Source organism: Lignipirellula cremea (assembly GCF_056501455.1).
Genome location: NZ_CM151415.1, coordinates 5,257,097 through 5,276,247 on the forward strand (window position 1 = coordinate 5,257,097; position 19,151 = coordinate 5,276,247).

At 65.2% G+C, this 19,151-nt stretch carries 20 protein-coding genes; 3 read left to right on the forward strand and 17 right to left on the reverse strand.

Annotated elements, in window-relative coordinates; genetic code table 11:
* Positions 1-28 precede the first annotated feature (28 nt).
* The 3 genes from SH602x_RS20495 to SH602x_RS20505 all read left to right on the forward strand — a co-directional run bounded on the left by SH602x_RS20495 (position 29) and on the right by SH602x_RS20505 (position 1,269).
* The gene (locus SH602x_RS20495; RefSeq protein WP_479474072.1) at positions 29-436 is read left to right on the forward strand and encodes a Minf_1886 family protein; all 408 of its coding nucleotides are present in this window, start codon (positions 29-31) and stop codon (positions 434-436) included.
* A gap of 112 nt (positions 437-548) precedes the next feature.
* On the forward strand, positions 549-701 hold the full coding sequence (locus tag SH602x_RS20500) for a hypothetical protein (protein ID WP_479474073.1): 153 nt from the start codon (positions 549-551) through the stop codon (positions 699-701).
* Between the two features lie 250 nt (positions 702-951).
* Positions 952-1,269 carry a hypothetical protein gene (locus SH602x_RS20505; RefSeq protein ID WP_479471240.1) on the forward strand — a complete coding sequence of 106 codons (318 nt, stop codon included), beginning with the start codon at positions 952-954 and terminating at the stop codon, positions 1,267-1,269.
* A gap of 140 nt (positions 1,270-1,409) precedes the next feature.
* On the opposite strand, the gene SH602x_RS20510 is transcribed toward SH602x_RS20505, so the two are convergent.
* The 17 genes from SH602x_RS20510 to fliE form a co-directional block, all read right to left on the reverse strand.
* Positions 1,410-2,480, reverse strand: a complete 1,071-nt coding sequence (locus SH602x_RS20510; protein ID WP_479474074.1) for an EscU/YscU/HrcU family type III secretion system export apparatus switch protein — start codon at positions 2,478-2,480, stop codon at positions 1,410-1,412.
* A 171-nt stretch (positions 2,481-2,651) separates the two neighbouring features.
* Positions 2,652-3,476: a flagellar biosynthetic protein FliR gene (locus tag SH602x_RS20515; RefSeq protein WP_479474075.1), complete on the reverse strand. Its 825-nt coding sequence runs from the start codon at positions 3,474-3,476 to the stop codon at positions 2,652-2,654.
* 153 nt (positions 3,477-3,629) lie between these two features.
* A complete protein-coding gene (gene fliQ, locus SH602x_RS20520; RefSeq protein WP_479471237.1) occupies positions 3,630-3,905 on the reverse strand; it encodes a flagellar biosynthesis protein FliQ in 276 nt (91 codons plus the stop codon).
* A gap of 88 nt (positions 3,906-3,993) precedes the next feature.
* Positions 3,994-4,929 (reverse strand): flagellar type III secretion system pore protein FliP, encoded by a 936-nt coding sequence (fliP, locus tag SH602x_RS20525; RefSeq protein WP_479471236.1) that lies wholly within the window; start codon positions 4,927-4,929, stop codon positions 3,994-3,996.
* A complete protein-coding gene (locus SH602x_RS20530) occupies positions 4,922-5,938 on the reverse strand; it encodes a FliO/MopB family protein (protein ID WP_479474076.1) in 1,017 nt (338 codons plus the stop codon). Before SH602x_RS20530 ends, fliP begins: the two co-directional genes overlap by 8 nt.
* A gap of 123 nt (positions 5,939-6,061) precedes the next feature.
* Entirely contained in the window at positions 6,062-6,589 is a 528-nt protein-coding gene (gene fliN / locus SH602x_RS20535) for a flagellar motor switch protein FliN (protein WP_479474077.1), read from the reverse strand.
* A 196-nt stretch (positions 6,590-6,785) separates the two neighbouring features.
* Positions 6,786-7,346, reverse strand: a complete 561-nt coding sequence (locus tag SH602x_RS20540; RefSeq protein WP_479474078.1) for a flagellar basal body-associated FliL family protein — start codon at positions 7,344-7,346, stop codon at positions 6,786-6,788.
* Between the two features lie 254 nt (positions 7,347-7,600).
* Complete coding sequence (locus SH602x_RS20545; protein WP_479474079.1) at positions 7,601-10,051, reverse strand: flagellar hook-basal body complex protein; 2,451 nt, start codon at positions 10,049-10,051, stop codon at positions 7,601-7,603.
* Positions 10,052-10,498: 447 nt separating this feature from the next.
* Entirely contained in the window at positions 10,499-10,933 is a 435-nt protein-coding gene (locus SH602x_RS20550; RefSeq protein WP_479474080.1) for a flagellar hook assembly protein FlgD, read from the reverse strand.
* A 51-nt stretch (positions 10,934-10,984) separates the two neighbouring features.
* The gene (locus tag SH602x_RS20555; RefSeq protein WP_479474081.1) at positions 10,985-12,511 is read right to left on the reverse strand and encodes a flagellar hook-length control protein FliK; all 1,527 of its coding nucleotides are present in this window, start codon (positions 12,509-12,511) and stop codon (positions 10,985-10,987) included.
* Positions 12,511-13,206 carry a hypothetical protein gene (locus SH602x_RS20560; protein WP_479471229.1) on the reverse strand — a complete coding sequence of 232 codons (696 nt, stop codon included), beginning with the start codon at positions 13,204-13,206 and terminating at the stop codon, positions 12,511-12,513. Before SH602x_RS20560 ends, SH602x_RS20555 begins: the two co-directional genes overlap by 1 nt.
* A 46-nt stretch (positions 13,207-13,252) precedes the next feature.
* Positions 13,253-13,711, reverse strand: coding sequence for a flagellar export protein FliJ (locus tag SH602x_RS20565; protein WP_479471228.1), 459 nt, complete (start codon positions 13,709-13,711; stop codon positions 13,253-13,255).
* A gap of 35 nt (positions 13,712-13,746) precedes the next feature.
* Positions 13,747-15,093, reverse strand: coding sequence for a FliI/YscN family ATPase (locus SH602x_RS20570; protein WP_479474082.1), 1,347 nt, complete (start codon positions 15,091-15,093; stop codon positions 13,747-13,749).
* A 122-nt stretch (positions 15,094-15,215) separates the two neighbouring features.
* Entirely contained in the window at positions 15,216-15,908 is a 693-nt protein-coding gene (locus tag SH602x_RS20575) for a FliH/SctL family protein (RefSeq protein ID WP_479471226.1), read from the reverse strand.
* Between the two features lie 112 nt (positions 15,909-16,020).
* Positions 16,021-17,100 carry a FliG C-terminal domain-containing protein gene (locus SH602x_RS20580; RefSeq protein WP_479474083.1) on the reverse strand — a complete coding sequence of 360 codons (1,080 nt, stop codon included), beginning with the start codon at positions 17,098-17,100 and terminating at the stop codon, positions 16,021-16,023.
* A 3-nt stretch (positions 17,101-17,103) separates the two neighbouring features.
* Positions 17,104-18,786 (reverse strand): hypothetical protein, encoded by a 1,683-nt coding sequence (locus SH602x_RS20585; protein WP_479471224.1) that lies wholly within the window; start codon positions 18,784-18,786, stop codon positions 17,104-17,106.
* Positions 18,787-18,824: 38 nt separating this feature from the next.
* Complete coding sequence (gene fliE / locus SH602x_RS20590; RefSeq protein WP_479471223.1) at positions 18,825-19,124, reverse strand: flagellar hook-basal body complex protein FliE; 300 nt, start codon at positions 19,122-19,124, stop codon at positions 18,825-18,827.
* Between the last annotated feature and the right edge of the window lie 27 nt (positions 19,125-19,151).

The window sequence follows — 19,151 nt, forward strand, 5'->3', positions numbered from 1 at the left end:
TTCCCCCGACGATCTCCCCCACCGGACTATGGATCTGATCGATCGCAAATTCGCCGCGCTGTTGCGACGCGACCGGCGTTACCCGGTCGAAGCGTATCAGTTCGTGCATGAGGCTTTGCAGTACGCGACGAAGCCCGCGAACGTCGTCAGCGTCGAGAAGTACGCCGCTTCCGACGAGGGCGAGGAGCGTCACGTGACCGGGCAGGAACTGTGCGAGGGGATTCGCCGGTACGCGATCGACCAGTACGGCCTGATGGCGAAGATCGTCCTCAACAACTGGGGCATCTACCAGACGGGCGACTTCGGCGAGATCGTCTACAACCTGATCGAGGTGAACCGAATGCGGAAATCGGAGTCCGATCGGCGCGAGCACTTCGACGACGTGTACGACTTCGAAGAGGCGTTCGTCCAGCGTTTTCGGATCAAGTCGTCGTAGGCGCACTTTACGTCGATGGCGGCCACGTGACGCACGGCTAAGACACGGAGGGCTGACGCCCTCCGCTCGCCTGGGACCCTAGAAACCGCTCGCGCTCAAGACCGCCGCCGGCATGCCTACCGCTTCCTCTCCGAAGCCCTCCGCCGACGAACCCGCTGGGGTGAAGTTGCGTCCGCCCCGTAGACGAATGGGACTGCTGGTCCTGATCGCGATCGTCTACGTGGTTTGGATGGCTTTCCTGCTCGGAATCGCCCTGTTCGGTTAACGTTCGGTGAATTATTTCGTTACGGGAGAGTTCTGGCGCGTAACCGACATTGCTTCGCAGCGCGCACGGCCTAGAATTTACTCGCATCCCTGTCGGAACTTCCGTTCCGGGAAGAGTGTTGATTACTTGTGACTGGCGCGTTCGTCGCTTGCTTGCGGCGATCGCTGAGGGGAATTGACAGCCCCGCCGGGACGGGTCCGTCTGTTTTCCTGTCTTCGCCTTCCGAAAAGGGACGGTCGGAATGCATGCTGTGAACGCAAAATTCAAAAAGGGCGACCTGGTCGTCTTTCGCAAGACCAAGCACGGGGTCCACCCGAGCGACCGCGCGATCGCGCTGAAGCCTGCCCAGAGCGGCGAGGCGTACTCGTACTGCATCGACAAGTACTGGGTCGTGGCCGAGGTTCCGGACGATCGATCGATCGTGGTCGAGACCCGCCGGGGCAAGCGCCACCAGATCGGGACCGATCAGCCCAACCTTCGCCGGGCGAGCCTGATCGAGCGGCTCTTCTACCGGGATCGCTTTCCTGAGCTGGACGAACGAAGCGGCCACCCGAGCCCGCAGACGTAAGCGTCCTGCGCGAGACTGCAAAGCGATCTGAGCGGGGGGCGAGAGCCCCCCGAGCTTTTGCGCTCGTCCAGAGATCCGGACTCGGAGGGCTCACGCCCTCCGCTCGGAACTCTTTCCGGGATCCTGCCGGCTCCCGTCGCTTACGCGACCTTCTTCCCCTTGAGCTGGTAGACGTACTTCAGGATTTCCGCGACCGCCGCGTAGCGTTCCTCGGGGATCGGGCGATCGACCGGGACGTCCTTGAAGAGCGCCTGCGCGAGGGGCTTGTTCTCGATAATGGGAACGCCGTTCTCCATCGCCAGCTTACGAATCTTCGCCGCCATGAAGCCCTTCCCCTTGGCGATCACCACGGGGGCCGGCATCGTCTCCCGGTCGTAGCGGAGCGCGATCGCCAGTTCGGTCGGGTTCGTGACGACGAAGTCCGCCCGCGGGATGGCCTCGCGAATCTTGCCGGCGGACATCTGGCGCTGCATGGCCTTCCGCGACGCCTTGACCTGCGGATCTCCCTCCTGCTCCTTCATCTCGTCCTTGAGTTCCTGGAAGGACATCTTGAGCTTCTGCTCGAGCGTCCACCACTGAAACCCGTAGTCGAACAGTCCCAGCAGCAGGAGCGCGCCCGCGATCGGCACGCAGGTCCAGAGCGCCGTCTCGGCGACGAACATCACGGCCTGCGGCAGCGTCAGGTTCGACAGCGTGACGAGCGCGCCGCGGGAACTCCAGAGGCTGGCGGCGCCGACCGTGCCGACGAAGCCGAACTTCAGCATGCCGAAGACGATCCGCATCACGTTGCGGACGGTGAACAGATCCTGCAGGCGCTTCAGCGGATCGAGCCGGGAAAGATCGAACCGGACCTGCGACGGCAGGAACACGAGTCCGGTCTGAGAGACGTTCACCGCGACGCCGACCGCCGCCAGCGCCAGCAGCAGGGGCAGTACGGCCAGCGCGGACCGCGCCCCGAGGGCGAGCATCTCTTCCGCGAAGCCGTCGGGATCGACTGACGTCCAGGCGTGCCCGCCCCACTTTTCGCGCCCATAGTCGGAGAGGAAGGCGAAGAGTCCGCCGGAGAAGAAATAAAACGCGGCGAGCGCTCCGAAGAGGGAGAGCGCCGAGCCGAGGTCCTGGCTGCGCGCGACCTGGCCGTCCTCCCGAGCCTTGCGTCTCCGCTGCTCGGTGGCGTCGAACTGCTTGTCGCCGTCGTCCTCGTCCGCCATATCCTTCGACCGCTAAGCGATCTTTCGTCAGTCGGTTCGTAGGTCAGGCATGTTAGGTTCGCCCGGCCCTTTACATGCCCACCCTGCCTTCGGCGATGTGGGCATGGCACACAGCCTGCCTTCGACCCGTCGATCAAGTTCGTGGCAGGCGGGGCGCCTGCCCTACAAGAGCTATCGTTCGCCCTGAAACAACGTCGAGCCCTCGGATGGTTCTTGCCCGAGCGCTGTGTGCTGCACGTAGACGAACATTCGCTCGACCTCTTCGGAGAAGGTCAGCGCGCCGGTGCCGAGCGACAGCCCCAGCGCTCCCAGGAGAATCATCGCGTTCACGTTCAATCCCAGCGAAGGGATGTTGAGTTGCTGCACGGTCCGGCTGACGAGCCCCAAGACCAGCGTGGCGATGAAGAGCGCCGCGCCGGTGGGCGCCGCGATGCGAAAGCCCAGGCTCAGGCTTTCGCCCGCCGCGACGGAGACGAGTTCCACCCAGCTCCACTCGAGCTTCGCTCCGCCGGGCGGCAGCCGCTCGAACGAATCGAGAACCGCGCGGAGGATCCAGCGATGGCCTCCGATGACGAGCAGCGTCGACAGGGCGAAGAGTTGCAGGAACTTGCCGTAGACGCTGGTCATGTCGTCGTCTTCGGCGTCGGCGACGTCGGTCTGCTGGATGCCGGAGATCTGATTGAGCGTCTGACCCGCGAGCTTCATCCCGCTGAGGGTCGCGGCGAAGACGACGCCGACGGCGGTGCCGACGAAGAGTTCCTTCGCCAGCGCAGGGATGAATTCGACCAGCGACGTGAATTCCGTCGGCGAGGCGTACTGCACGAAGCCCGACGTGAGGGCGGCGAACGCGATGCAAAGGAAGACACGGACCTGGCGCGGGATGCTCTGGCTCGAGAAGAAGGGAGCCGTCATGAAGATCCCGCTCAGCCGCGTCAAGACGCAGATGAACGTCGGCAGGAGCGTCGTGGTCGCCCGGTCGAGGCCGAGGTCGTCCATGCTGGTAACTCGTCGATTTTCGCCGTCGTGGCGAAAATCACGCTCGGCAGGTTCGAAACAAGTTTCTCACGCCTCGCAAAACAGCGGAAAACCCGCTGTTTTGACGCCGCATCCGTGCGGCGAACGCAGCCCGTTGAGCAGATCAACAGGCTGCTATCCTCCCAGCACGGTATGCGGGATGTTCTCGAAGAGCCCCCGCGTGTACTCCATCAGGCTTTGCAGCAGCCAGGGCATGGTGAACGCCAGCACGCCGAGCATGGCGACCATCTTGGGCACGAACGTGACCGTCTGATCGTTGATCTGCGTCAGCGCCTGCACGAAGCTCACGAACAGGCCGACCACGACGCCGGCGAGCAGCACCGGCAACGCCACGGTGAGGCTCTGAAACAGGGCTTCGCGACCGATATCGACGACTTCCGACGGACCCATGCCAGCCTCGGGCAGAGCTTTCGTAGGGCAGGCGTTCCGTCCGGCGGAACGCGATTGCCGCTCCCGGCGTTGCGGGAGCTTCGCCTTTCTACGAATACGGGGCGAAGCTGTGCAAGAGCATTCCGACCACCAGGTTCCACCCGTCGACGAGCACGAACAGCATGATCTTCAGCGGCAGCGACATCATGCTCGGCGGGAGCATCATCATGCCCATCGAGAGCGTCACGGACGCCACGACCATATCCAGGATCAGGAAGGGGAGATAAATCTGGAACCCGATCAGGAACGAGATCTTCAGTTCGCTGAGCATGAAGGCCGGGACCAGCACGTGCAGCGGCACGTCGTCGAACGTCTCCGGCTCAGGCGTGTCCTCGGGCAGGTACTCGTAGAACAGCCAGATGTCCTGACCGTTGCCGGCAGCTTCGATCTGACGGCTCATGAACCGGCGGATCGGACCTGTCCCGCGAGTCCAGGCCTCGTCGAGGGAAATCTCCTTCTGCGTGTAGGGCTTGACCGACTCCTGATAGACGTCGGTCCAGACCGGCATCATCAGCAGCACGGTCATGAAGATCGCGAGCGCCGTGACGACCTGGCTGGGAGGCAGTTGGTTCGTTCCGATCGCCTGCCGAAGCATGCCCAGCACGATCACGATCCGCACGAACGAAGTCGTCATCAGGAAGACGGCGGGCGCGAGGCTCAGCACCGTCAGCAGCAGGACGATCTGCAGCGATGACGAAAGACCTTCCTGGCTGGTCCAGCGTTCCGGACCTCCCATGATGAACTCGAGATCGCCGTTCGGCGCCTCGGATGGAGGTTCGACCTCGGCCAGGTACGACGGACTGTCCTGCGTCAGAACCTCTTCCAGTCGGACCGGTTCTACGCCGCCGTACGACGGTTCGAGTGGAATCGATCCGGGCGCCGACGAAGTTTGAGCGAACGCCTCCTGCGGAGCCGCGGCGAGCAGTAGGGCGCCGACAAAGAACGCGACGAACCAGGCGACCGAGCGAGTGACGATCTTACGCATGAGCGGCTCCTCGCGAACGATCGGCCGGCGCGGACGCGGCAGGACGGGGCGTACCGAGGATCTCGCGGAACGTCCGTCCCAGCGGATCGGGACGATGCCGCCGGCAGAGCGCGAGGATGCGCTCCGCTTCGCGAGGATCGTCGATCTCGGCGAGCGTCTCGCTGCCGCCGGTCGTCACGTTGATCAGCAGAATCTTGCTGCCGAAGCGGACGACGTGCAGCGCCTGCCGGGAAACGAACGGAACGGTGCCGAGCGGCTCGACGACTTCCGGGGGAAGGGCTCCCGAGCCGCGCTTCGCGCCCCGCTTTTGAAACCAGACGAAGATGAAGAAAGCGCCCAGCACGGCAGCCAGGCTTCCGAAGGTGGCAGCGTAGGGAAACTGACCCGTCGAGCTCTTGAGCGCTTCGCCCGGACCGGGCTTCGGCGGCAGGAGCCGTTTCGCTTCCGCGCCGTCGCCGGGAGCCGACGCGTCGCCTGCGGTTTCAGGCGCCGCTTCCTTGTCGAAGCCGACCGGAGCGACGAAGCCGCGGTCGAATTCCTGGTCGAAGCCGCGTGTGGGGGCGGATCGCTCGGCCGGGGGAAGCGGGGCGGGACGGCGCGTCGGGGGAAACTGAATCGACGGACCGCTCGGCGTCGGCGCGGACGCCGTGCGCGGAAAGTTCGGTTCGGGCGCTCGTCCGGTCGACGATCGCTCAGGAAACGAGGGCAGGGCAGCCGGCGCCGGTTGCGAATACGAGGCTCCCGCCTCGGGTCCCCGATAGACGGGCGCCAGTTGCCGCGGCGGAGCGCCGCCCAAGTCGCCTCCCGGCGACGGATAGGCGCCTGCATCGGGCCGGGGAACTTCCCGATAAGCGTCCGATGAAGGACCTGCGACCGAGCCTTCCGGCGGCATCCACGGTCCTGAATCGTCCTGGCCGCGAACGATCGCGACCGAGATCGCGAACGTCAACGCGATCGTCGCGCATCCCGCGAGGCGAACGTTCCGCGCGGCTGCCGAATTCTGAATCATGTCGCGAATCCTTTCGCGGTCGGTTTCGGCATCGACCGCCCGGCGGTCGCAAGCGCTTCGATGGACCGCTCGGCGGTCGCTGGGCAAGTCGCGACGGCTCCGCCGTCACGTCAGGGGTCTTTTTCAGGCGAGGTCGTCCGGCGAGATCAGATCGGCGATCCGGACGCAGAAGTTGTCGTTCAGCACCAGCACTTCGCCCTGCGCGATCAGGCGACCGTTCACGAACACGTCGACCGGGTCGCCGGCCAGCTTGTCGAGCGGAACGACGGCGCCCTTCTGCAGTTGCAGTACGTCCTCGAGCGACAGCGTCGTGCGCCCGAGTTCGATCCGAAGATCGAGTTCGACGTCGCGGAGCAGCTCGATCGTGGTCCGTTCGGTTGACGCCGGAGCGCCTTTGAATTCCTGGAAGGTGAAATTCCTCGCGCCGATTTCTCGCTCGACCGGGTCGCTGATCGAGGCGATCGCTTCCTCCGCCTTGCGAAGAAGCAGTTCGACGTCGTTGCCGACGGCTGGGTCGGATCGCCTCGACTTCGGCGCCGCAGCAGCGGCCACTTTGGTCGCGGAGGGGGGTTTCGAAGCGGCTGCCAGGAGCGCTTCGATCTCGTCCTGAGAGACGGCGCCGGGATCGGCAGCCGACGAAGCCCCGGACATCGACGCAGAGGCTCCGCCTGCGGAGGAGGCGCCGTCTCCGGAACTTGGGTCCGACTTTCGACGGGTTTGATTCAGTAGCGAGTCGATCTCGTCTTGCGAGACCGGCTCTTCGCCTTGGGACATCGGAATCCGTTCCTTCGTCCGTCGCTTCCGAAGAGGGCGGAAGCGTAACCCAGTCGCCTACCGGCGAAAAAGCTTAGCGCTCCATGAAGCGGAAGTCGCTGAACACGATCGAGCGCAGCAGGGGGTGACCCAGCGCTTCATTGGTTTTCTCCAAAATGCGCCTTTTGATCAACCCCAGCTCAGGATCGCGGAGGTCGGTCGCCTTGCTCTGGCGGATTTCGGTGATCACCAGGTCGCGAATGCGATGCTTGCGCCGGGCGAAGGTCTCCTGGAACTCATGCACGTGTTCTTCGCCGATCGTGGCGTACAGGTGGAAGTCCACCCGGACGGTCGAATTCGTCGCGGGATTCGCCATGTTGATGGTGAAGTTGTCGAGATCGACCTCGGTGATCGCGGCGCCGGGCGTGACGGCCGCAAGTTCATGCACCAGCGAATGATCCTTCGCCTTGGACGAGGCCTCGGCGATTTTCTCCTGGGCTTCCAGACGGATGTCGTCCGCCGACGGAATCAGCAGGAAGGCCATCGCGCATTCCGCTCCGATGACCGCGATGATGAAAAACCCGGCGATCAGCAGCCCGCCGATGGGACTGCGGCTTTTGGGAGCGACTGGGGCTTCAGCAACCGGCGCGGACATCGGCGATCGATCGGCGTGCGGAGGAAACGAACTGCGAGAACTAGCGTCTAAGAAGACCTAGCACGCAGGCGGCGCCTCGCAAAACGATCGCCCGCAAATTCGGACTTCGTCCCCCGAACGACGCTTCCCGTCGCGACGTCGGGCCGGTTTTTCCGGCAGAAACGCCTCGGCGCTTCGCACGTCCACGAAAAAAGCCCGGCGTTCGAGGCGAACGCCGGGCTTCGGGTGAAAGCGTGAAAGGACGAGTCCTCCGCTTATCGGCGGAGGTTCAGCAGTTCGTCGAAGAGCTGTTGGGCCGTCGTGATGACGCGGGCGTTTCCGCGGTACTGGGTCGATGCCAGCACCAGGTCGATCAGGTTCTTGCCGACGTCGGTGTTGGAGAGTTCCGTGGCGCCGGCGACGATCTTGCCGATGCCCTCGGTTCCCGGCTCGCCGCGAACGGGAAGACCGGAGTTCACGCCCGCGGCGAACATGTTCTGGCCGCGCTGCTCCAGCCCGGACGGATTGGCGAACCGGGCGAGCTGAATCTGCCCGAGGTCCCGCGTGACGCCTGACGAGAAGACGCCGCGAACGATGCCGTCTTCGCCGATGATGTAACTCGACAGGGTACCCGGAGGCGAACCGTCCTGACGCGACGCCGACAGCGACGGACGTTCCGCCGCGAGGCCGGTCATCGAACTGAAATCGAGTTGGAACTCCAGCGGCGACGCCGACGGAACGTTGCGACGGTCGATCGTGACGACGTCGTTCGTCGTCGAGACGAAGTTTCCTTCGCCGTCGAACGTGATCAGCCCGGTGCCGACGGAGATATCGCTGCCCGAGGTCGGATCGTTGTCGGGCGAATCGGCGTACCAGCGATACGTCGTCGCCGTGCCGGAGCGACCTTCCAGCGTCGCGGTCACGCGGACGCGGACCGGAATGCCGAGCGAGTCGTACGCGATGAAGTCCGTGACCGCGCTCTGGCCCTTCGCTTCCTGAATCTTGCCGAACGCGAGGTTGGGCGTCTCCAGCTCGCCCGTCGCGGTCGTCAACTGAAACGCGGAAAGTCCGATATCGATCCGGTTGTCGACGCCGACGTTCGAAGTGAAGCGGATCTTGCCGTTCACCAGGGACGTGCCTGGGGGAAGCGACCCCGCTTCGCCGACGATCCCGTTCTGGGAACTGATCAGCGGATGAGACGGATCGTCCAGCGTGTCCTGCAGGCCTGTCGCATCCTCGAAGAAGTCGATCAGGTCCTGCACGGTGCTGGCGGCCGTGATCTCGAAGTCCTTGCGATCGAGGGCGCGATCGCCTTTGCGCGCTCCGAAGGTGAGCGTGCCGAGTTCGAACATCGGATCGAAGTCGAGCCCGTCGCGACGCAGCACGTTCGTGAGCAGCGTGTTGGGCGAGATCTTCGGCCCGTCGAGATCGATCTGCTTGTTGCCCGAGAGCGCCAGATCGGAGATCTCGGCGTCGGTCCTGGTATCGACGAAGTCTTCTCCCGGGGCGACCTCGCCGACCAGGTAGTAGTCATTGGAATCCGTCGCCAGGTTGCGATAGATCCGGATCGAATCGTACGGCGGAAACGTGTCGCCGGGGCCCGGAATCGGCGGCGACGGAATGTCCGTCAGACGAGGGCGTCCGTTGACGACGTTGATCGGCCCGATCGCCGTTGAGGGGCGGGTCTCCTCTTCGCCGTTGCGATAGTAGGTGACGAGGTAGGTGTAGTTGCCGTTCAGCGACGTGTTGTCCAGCGGCGTCGTCGTCAGCGGGACCGAGTTGTCGTCGACGAACGTTCCGCCCATCGCGGTGTTGTCGAGCAGGTAGAAGTCGTTGCCGTTCGCCGACGTGCGGTAGACGTTGACCGAGGCGTAATTCGAGTCGCTCGGCAGGTTGACCAGCGCGACGACGTTGTCCGCCAGACCGTTGCTGATCGGCACGTTGACCGTGATGTTGTCGCTGGAGAGCGTCTCGTTACCGGCGGCGTCGACGTACGCCAGACGGTAGCGATAGGTGACGTTCTCCGGATGCGTGCCGGCGCCTTCCGTCTGGGCCGATCCGACGCCGCTGACCGGCGGAATCGCCGAGACCGTCAGATCGGTGGCGGAGGTATCGGGCCGCGGCGTCGCGGCGTTGCCGAGCGTCGCGCTTTCGATGACCTGCGCCGTGTCGGCCACGGCGCCGGAGGGAGTCAGCGTCCCTTCCATGTAGACGTTCTGCGTCGCCTGCGCGACTGCGGCGCCGCCCAGCGGAATCGTCACGGGCGACAGCGTCGTCCGCTGGATCTGGTACTGGTCGTCGACGCCGTATCCGAGCACCCGTTCGCCGGTCGAAGCGACGAGCTCGTTCTGCGAGTTGAGCTTGAACAGACCGTTACGCGTATAGAGGTTCTCGCCCGACGACGACTGCACGATGAAGAAGCCGTCGCCGGAGATCGCCAGGTCGGACGGACGCGAGCTGATCTCGATCGTGCCTTGCGTGAAGTCGGGCGCGATCTCGGAGACCTGCACCCCGAGTCCGATCTGACGCGGGTTCGTACCGCCGTTCGTGGCCGTAGGCTGCGAGCCGAGACTCTTGGTCTGAAGGAACTGCGTGGCGAAGACCGCCTCCGAGGCCTTGAAGCCGACCGTCTGGGCATTGGCCAGGTTATTGCCGACCACGTCGATCGTGGTTTCCGCCGCGATCATGCCCGTGAGCGACGTCGATAGCGCCGAAGCGAGTCCCATGCGATCCTCCCTGCCCCTGAACGAATCCCGCGAGCTTCTGCCGCGATCTGCGCGGAAGAAGGGCCGTCTCCGATTTCTTCGGTTCGACCGGCCCGACCGGTACAGCGAAACCGGTCCGATTCTTTCGGTCAGTCAAACCTTGCGGGCGAAGCGGCGTCGCGAATCGAATCGATGACCGCAGCGAGCTCGGTCCGCGTGTCACGGCTGGCTTGTTCAGCCGTGCAGGAAGCGGGAACCGTTCGCAGTGAGGCAGCGACGTTCGGTCGCGCTCGCGCGGAGTCCCGTTTCGGCGTCCCGAAGATCGCACGGCTGGACAAGACAGCCGTGGCACAGAGGGCGTTCTCGTCAGCGACGTCGCAGTTCCGAACGTCGACAGCCCGATTAGCGCGCGGGCAGAGTTAGCGAGGCCGAAGCAGGCCCTTCGAAGCGGCTCTTCCGCAGCGGGCCTTATTGCGGCAGGATCTGACGGACGTTCTCGAGCTGCGTCGACTTCGCGCCGACGTAGATGCGGATCGTCCGGTTGCCGGTGTCTTCGTCCTTCTCGACGACGACCTTGTCCACGGTGCCCGTGAAGTTCGTGGCGTCGTCGGCGAGCGCGTCGATCTTCTTGCCGATCAGGCCGCTCGCGGTGGCGAGGTTCTGACCTGTCAGCACGGCGTCGAGCGTGCCGGTCAGCGTGTCCGTCGCGGAGATCTCGCGCATCTGCGTGATCTGCTGCAGGAACTGCGAGTTGTCGGTCGGGTTCAGCGGATCCTGGTTGGACAGCTCCGTGATCATGAGCTGCAGGAAAGCGTCAAGGTCGACGTCCTTGAACGCGTTCGACGTCTTCTGAGCTGTCGACTGCGAGCCTGTCGTCGAGCTGGCGCCGTTGACCGTGGACATGCTGTTTCGATCTCCAGCGGATACGACCTGCTCGCCGATCCGCGAGATCGGCTAGATGATCACGTCGAGTCGGCGGGATCGATCGCCGGGCGTCGCCGTCGGCGGCGCAGACTCGCCCGCGCGTTCGTCTCCCCCCTTCTCATCGTCCCGCCGATCGCGACCTCTGGAGAAACTTTGCGGATTCTCCGGAAAGTCGCGGGCGTCTTGCTGCCTGCGATCATCCGGCGTCTCGACGTCGAACCGGCCCAGTCGGAAGTCCTGATCCGCGAGTCGCTCCTTCAGAGCGCCGGCATGTTCGAGCAGGGCCTGCTTCGCCTCGAGGGTTTCGGTCTCGATGCGGGCGCTCCACTCGCCGGTCTCGCTCTGTTCGAGCGTGAGTTGCATGGAACCGAGTTCCGACGGATGCAAACGCATCCGGATCGCCCCGTCTCCTTGCTCGGCCGTCTTGAACGCCCGTTCGACCCGATCGAAGAATCGGCTGAGATCGGCGCCGGCCATCGGTCGGCGATCGGTTTCGGCGGGACGCTCGATCGAACGGTGCAGCGATCCGGTCGCTTCGCGAATTCCCGCGGCGCCGATGGGGGAGGTCGCTCCCGCGGCATCGATCGCGGGCGTATCCGCCTTGTTCGTCGAAGTCGCGTTCTCGACGAGCACGGCCGAAGCGACGACGGCTGCGGAAGCGTCGGCCTGGGCGGACTGCGACGCGGCTTCGACGCCGGCGGCAGCGTCGGCCTTATCGCCGCGATCGGACTTGGGTCTGGCTCCGCGGTCGTCGGACTTGCCGTCGTCGGCGCCGTCCGCCGTCGCCGCGGCCTTCGCGACGAGTTCGGCGAGAGCGGCTTCGTCGACTCCGCCTTCGTTCATTCCCTTTTCAAGGGCGAAGCCCTCTTCCGAGTCGGATCCGTCGTCGAGCGTTCCGGCGCGGCGAAGCGGATCGAGGATCTCCGTTTCCGCGGGCACGGTCGTTCGCGGCGAGGCCTCCGAAGACGGATCGCCTGCGACGGCTTCCTTCTCCGAACCGTTCGCTTCAGCCGCAGCGATCAGTTCCTCCGCGAACGCGGTCGTCCCGCCCGAATTCTCGGCAGATCCGCCCGTGGACGGTTCGTTCGGTTGCGTGGATCCGCCCGCTTCCAGTTCCTGCTGAACGCTGCGTGCGTCCGCCAGGAGCGCTTCCAACTCGGCTTCTTCGGCGGATGCGGCGCCGGAAGATGCGGCTTCGGCGGGAGCCTGAGTCTGCTGCGTCGGAACGGCCTGAGCGACGCCGACGACGCTGGCTTCCTCGTCTTCGTCGCGTTCGGATTCGTCTTCCGCCCGCTCCGTCGAAGCAGCGTTCGGCACGGGGGTCGCGGCGTCTGACGAGGCTCGCGAGTCGGAAGAAGTCGAATTCGACGCTTCGGACCTGGACCGTTGCACGTCCGCAGCAGGCGGCGGTGCAGGTCCGTCTGGCGGCGCGATGCCTTCGTACTTCAGCAGTTCCGCGAAGGCCGCGGCGACGTCGTTTTCGGACTGAGAGATGAACTTGGTCGATTCCGACCGGCTCGCCCCATTGGAAAAGCCGGTCGATGAGACGCCGTTCATTACGTTCCTCGTAGCGACTCGCGGGTCTCGCGAATCAGCGATGTCAGCGGCTCCCCTTCACGCAGGGCGCGAAGAATGTCGTGGAGCGTCGCCGCATCTTCTTCGGACTTGAACTCTTCCAGAATCTTCTTTCGTTTGTCGAGGGGCATCGCCTTCAGCATCGTCACGACATCCCGCATCCCTTCCCCAGCTTGCCCCGTCAGATCGTCGTCCAGAATCCGCACGATCTGCTCACGCGCCAGCGCCGGCTTAATCGCTTCCAACGTCGCCTGGAGTTCGCTCAATGATGAGTCCTGAGCCGTCTGCTCGAGCTTCGCCAGTTCGGAATCGAACGACTGCTTGAGCACGTCGTACCGCTCCCGCTGGGTCCGAAGCTGCTGCTCCAGCGACTTCAGATCGCGGAGCGCCTTATCGACCACCATCTCGCGCAGATCGAGATCGCGGCTCTCCTGCGCCCGCAGCGCCAGCGCCTCCTGGTACGACGGCTGGGCATCCTCTTCGACCTCGGTCTGGGCCGCGTCGAACTCCATCTGCGGAAGGTCCACCCCCTGAAGCAGCGCCCACGTCTTGAGCGCCGTCTCCTGATCGATCCGCCCGCGCAGGATCAGCATCGCGACCAGCACGACGGTCGCCACCACCGTCGCGGTGCAGAAGTAGACGATCGCGTCGTGAAGCAGCCGCAGCAGGCTTTTCATGGTGGTCCTCCTCTAAGCCCGAAGCCAGGCCGCGTGACGCCGGGCGTCAGCCTTCGGCGAAGTCCTTGAATGCCTGCCGCGCCCGCCAGGTCTCTTCCGCCTGACGATCTTCCTCGGCGATCGTCTCGCGTCGCCATTCGTCACGTTTGCGTTCTTCCAGTTTTTCGAGCGCCCTGACCGCGGTTTCCGCCTCGCGATACTTTTGCAGACGCTTCGCAGTCTCGACCTGAATCTTCTCGAGGTTGCCGCGGACGCCGAACGCTTCGATCTTGACCTGTGCGATCCGCCGCTGGAGGGCGAGCAGCTTGTCCGGCTGCACGATCCCGGGCGTACTCGCGGCGAGGCTCGCTTCGCGACGTTCGACCAGTTCCTGTTCCAGTTCGGCCAGCCGGGCCTGCAGGATCTGCTCCGCCTGGACGGCCCGATTCCACTCCGCCATCAGGCGATCGCGGAGCGTGCGCCGGTAGGACAGCAGGCTATCGAGGCGAAACTGGAACTTCTTCATCGTCGTCGGCCGCCGATCTTTCCTTCAGGACGTGTTCACTTTCGACCGGTCGCCGAGGCGATCTTGCCCGCCAGTTCGATCAATCGCTGACGCGCGGTCGTCAGATCGGACCGCTCGAGCAGATCCTGCCGGAGATACTGCGTCCACTCCGGGCGAAGGGCGATCGCCGCGTCGAGCAGCGGCTGCGTCCCGCGCTGGTAGGCGCCGACCGCGATCAGGTCCTCCGCCTCTTGCAGCGCGGCGAGCATCCGCCGAAGCGTGACAGCGGCCAGACGATGCGTTTCGTCCGCCAGTTCGGGCATCAGTCGGCTGACGCTCTGCAGCACGTCGACCGCGGGATAGTGGCCGGAGTTCGCCAGCTTGCGAGTCAGCACGACGTGCCCGTCGAGCAGACCGCGGACCGTGTCGCTGATCGGCTCCTGCAGGTCGTCGCCCTCGACGAGCACCGTGTAAATCGCGGTGATGCTCCCCCGGTCGGAGTTGCCGGTGCGCTCGACCAGTCGCGGCAAGGTCGAGAAGACGCTGGGCGGATAACCGCGACTGGCGGGAGGCTCTCCCGCCGCCAGGCCGATTTCCCGCTGCGCGAAGGCGAATCGCGTGAGCGAGTCCATCATCAGCAGGACGTTCTGCCCCCGGTCGCGAAAGCTTTCGGCGATGGCGGTCGTGGTCTTGGCCGCCTTGGTCCGCATCAGCGCCGACTCGTCGCCTGTCGCCACGACCACCACAGAGCGGGCGAGCCCTTCGGGACCGAGTTCCTTCTCCAGGAAGTCGTTCACCTCGCGACCCCGTTCGCCGATCAGACCGATCACGTTGACGTCGGCCGTCGAATAACGGGCGATCATGCCGAGCATCGAGCTCTTGCCCACGCCCGAACCGGCGAAGACGCCGATGCGTTGTCCGCGTCCGCAAGTCAGCACGCCATCGAGCGCACGCACGCCGAGCGACAGGGACTGCGTCACGCGTTTTCGCGAGAGCGGATCGGGCGGTTCGCGATCGAGCGGGGCCCGATGCGGAAGCCAGGGCCGGGGGAGCGCGTCGATCGGGCGACCATGCGCGTTCACGACGCGCCCCAGCAGACCGTCGCCGACGGAGAGCGTCGAGGAAGTCCGCGTCATCCGGACCCGATTGCCGTGGCGGATTCCTTCCAGCGACTGAAACGGATAGACCAGCGTCGTTTCCTGCTGGAACCCGATCACCTCGCCGACGAGCGGCTGCGTCGTGCCGCGGTCGATCTCGACCGTGGCGCCGATCGGCGCGCGAAGGCCTCCGACGGCGATCGCGTTGCCGTCGGTCCGCGCGACGCTTCCGACCAGGCCGCTGGTGACGACCTTGCTCCAGCGATCGCGGTACTCTTCGACTTCAGGAAACTCGAAGGCAGGCATAGGTTTCAGGGTCAGAAAATGCTGGCGGCAGAGTCTTGTAGGGCAGGCGCCCCGCCTGCCGAGAAACCTGGTACACGCTGCATGGCAGGCGGGGCGCCTGCCCTACAGGGACGAAGGACCTGTCAGCCTTCGGCGACTTCTTCTTTCAATCGTCGGATCTGCGTTTCGATCGTGTTGTCGATCTCTCCGTAGCGGGTCCGGACGCGGCAACCGCCGACGCCGACATGCGGATCGGGGACGATCCGGGAGGAGCCGAGCGCGCCGATTTCCTTCGCGATCCGGCGGACGTCATCCCCCAGTCGTTCGAAATCCTGCGGATTGAGCGAGACCACGACGTCGTCGCAGCCCGAGGCGAGCTCGAGCGACTCGCGAATCCAGGCGAGGGCGATCTCCGGCTGCTGCGACAGTTCGCGGCGCACGATCCGCTCCGCCATCGCGGCGGCGAGGTCGGCCAGACGATCCTGCCAGTGAGCGATCCAGGACGCGCGCATCGAGACGAGCTCGTTGGCTGCCGACTCGAGAATCGGCCGGACGGCCGCGACTTCGGAATCGACGCGTACCTGCCGATCTTTCTTAAGCGTTTCGACCGCCTGCGCGTTGCCGGTCTGGATCGCTTCCTTGCGCAGTCGGTCGAGCTCGACTGACGCTTCCTGGCGGACCTTCTGGCGGGCTTCTTCCAGGATGGTCCTGGCCTTGGCGTGAACTTCGGCAAGGTACGCCTCGGTCCGACCCTGGATATCTTCCAGTTGGAACGACTGCGGCGAATGACCGGCGGGGATCGTGCCCCCGGCGTCGCGCTTGAGAATTCGGCTCATGGACAGCTTCGGATGCGGCGGCGCAGCGAGGAACGGGAATCGTTCGTCGCGGTGAATACAGCCTGCCTCGCTCCGAAAGCCAGAGCGATTTCCGACGCGAAGCGTAACGACGCTAGATCAGGTCGTCGTCGGCGAGCGATCCGGCCAGAACGAGAAGTTCCTGCTGCGCCCGTTCGATCTGGGCGAGGGAGAGCGGGAAAGCCTGCGACAGGCGATCCCGGAACGCCTTCGACTCGCCCTTCGGGAAGAGCGTCAGGAATCGTTCGGCGTCTTCGGGTTCGGCGCCCGCCATCGCGGTCAGCAGCCCCTTCGCCGAAGCCCGTTCGCATAGCAGCGCGAGCGAACTCGCCGGCAGCGTCCATAATCGCGAGAACTGACGCGAAAGCTCCTCCGGCGGCAGCGAATCGAACTCGCCGGGCGCAGGCTCACCGGCGCCGGACGTCTGTCGTCGCAGGGGCAGCACGTCGGGCGTTTCGTCGTCGTCGCCGACCGTTCCGATTTCGCGGCGAAGCGGGGAGGGCGCCTGCTCGGACTTCGTCACGCCGGGAAGCACGCCCGCTTCCGGCAATCCGGCAGCGTTCAGGATCTCGCGTAATCGATCGAGTCGCTTGGTCTTCTTCCGCATGCCCGCGAGCTTGTCGCGGAGGTGCGTCGCGATCTCCGCTTCCGCTTCGCGAGCGAGGTCCGCATCCGAATCGTCGAGCGCAGAGAATCGCTCCATCGCCGCAGCGCGAGCCGGATCGTCCATCTGCTGCAGCAGTCGACCTCCCCGCGCTGGCGACAGGTTCGCCAGCGCGACCGCGACGATCTGCTGGTTCTCGCCCTTCAGGCAGGAGGTCAGCTCATCGTCCGTCGCCTCTTCGAGAAAGCGAAAGGGCGAAGGCGGGCCGGCCGTCTCGCTGAGTTTTCGAGCCTGCGGAGAGATGGAGAGCTCGATCGCCGATTCGTCGACAGCGGCGCTCTCGCGCGCGGGCTTCGCCTGCGACTTGCCGGCCTCGCGTCGGAATTCATCGATGGCCGCGCGTCGTTCGCGCTCCGACAGTTCGCCCAGCTTGCGCGCGGCGGCGAGCGCTTCGCGCGCCTTGTCCGGGGGCAGCTTCGCGAGCAGGCGTTCCGCCGTCGCCCGGTCGACCGACGCCAGCAGCGCGGCGACCTTGCGGACGGAAGGTTTGATCTCTTGTGATTCGCCCATCGCTTACGCCGCTTCGCTGATCCAGGTCTTGAGGACGTTGACCGCGGCGTCTTCGTCGTCGCGCACCAGTCCGGCCAGTTCTTCCTTCAGGTCGGGCCCCGCATCGGCGAATCGGCGACGCTTCGCGGCCTCTTCGGCTTCCTGAGCGGCGATCGCTTCGGGCGATGCGGCAGCCTCCGGCGATCCTTCCGCCGCAGCGGCAGGAGTCGTCTGGCCGTCCGCCGGTCGTTGCTTCACGAACCGATTGAGCATCACCAGCGCGATCAGCGCCAGCAGGCCCAGACCGAGCTTCTGCCAGTTGGCGAGCGCCCAGTCCATCGCGAAGTCGGAGTAACCCGGAGTCAGTAGCGGCTCGCCCGGCAGATCCTGGTACGAGGTGACGGAGACGCGCGGATAAGGATCGACGCCCGGCGGAAGGGGCGGCAGCAGGTTGACGACGATCTCCTCGATCCGCTTTTTCAAGTCGTCGCGGATGACCTTGAGATCGGCTTCGGGAGCAGCTGCCGGAGCCGCCGCAGGGATTCCGGCAGCGGGCGCCGGCTGGGACTTCTGCCAGATGGCGACGTAGTAACTCTCCGGAACCAGGATCGACGAGGTCACTCGTTCGGGAATCAGCCCCGCCTTGACGACCTGCGTGAAGTCCCGGGACGCGATCGCCTCCTGTTCGGACGCCGACTTCGTCATCTGATCGTCGCGCTTCTTCGTCATCGGCTCGACGCGCGCGCCCTGGTTGCTGACGACGCCGTTCGGCACCGCCCCCGGTCTGCCGCCGTCGTCGAGCGTGGCGCTGGTCCGTTCTTCGTTCGATTCGCTGGAGCGGAGAGCGACGGTCTTGGGATCGATCTTCACGCTCGACTGCGAGCTCGACATCTGCGGATCGAGCGCCACGTTGACCCCCACGATCACGCCGGGAATCATCGAGAGCTGGGCCTCGATCTTCTCTTTCCAGTCTCGCTCGTACCGGGCCTTGTGAACCAGGTAGGGAGAGTCGAGCCCGTCCGGCGAACCGTCCGCCGACGCTCCGTTCCAGGAGACGCCGGTATTGATATCGCTGACCGTGACGTCGGCGACGTCGAGCCCCGTGACGGCTCCGCTGATCAGACGCCGAATGGCGCCGACCCGTTCGGAGGGGAGCCCGCGGCTGCCTAGCATCTGCACGGCGACCATCGCCCGCTTCTCGATCTTGGGCGGAAAGCCGATCGACCGCTCGTCGATCTGCACGGTCGCCGCGCGGACGTCCGGCATCTTCGACACGACCAGCGACAGTTCGCGCTGCCTTGCGATCTTGCGTTTGTAGTCGAGCGAGTCCTTCGACTCGAACAGGCCGCCCGAGGTCGCCGCCTCGTTCTGCGGATCGCCCATGTTGGTAGGCATCGCGTTCTCTTCGGCGAGCGCCGCGATGTAATCCGCCTTCTGATGCGCGGGAACCTGCATCCGCGCGCCGACGATCTGCGACTCGCCCAGTCCTGCCGTCGCGAAAGCGGCCTCCATCGCCAGGAGCTCGTCGACGGAAAACTCTCGCGCGCCGAACAGGTAATCGCCTTCGGCGGCCGTCTGCGTCCGGAACAGGAACGCCAGTCCGATGATCACCAGCGCGGCGAGCAGCGTAGAGAGAACCCGGACGCTCCAGCTCGAGGACTGGAGGAACTGCTTGAACTCCTCGAACTGTTCCTGCAGGGTCTTCATCGGGAGCTTGGGGAGCGTCGCGTCAGGGCCTGATCAAACTAAATCCGGACGTCCTTCAATTCCTGGTAGGCCGCGACGAGCTTGTTGCGAACCTGCATCAGCAGCTTCAGCGACAAGTCGGCCTTCTGCACGCTGGTCAGCACCTCGGCAGGCAGCACGTCGCCGCCCGTCATGAGGGTGTTCATCGCCTTCTCGGCGTCCTGCTGCATTCCGTTGACCTCCTGGATCGAGCCCATGAGGAAACTGCGGAACGCCTCGGCGGACGCCGGCTTCGCAGACGTCGCCGGAGAGGCGAAGCCGGAGGGAAGCGCGGGCGAAAGGGCGCCGATGGGAGTCATGGCAGCGTCAGTCGATTATGCGAGGCC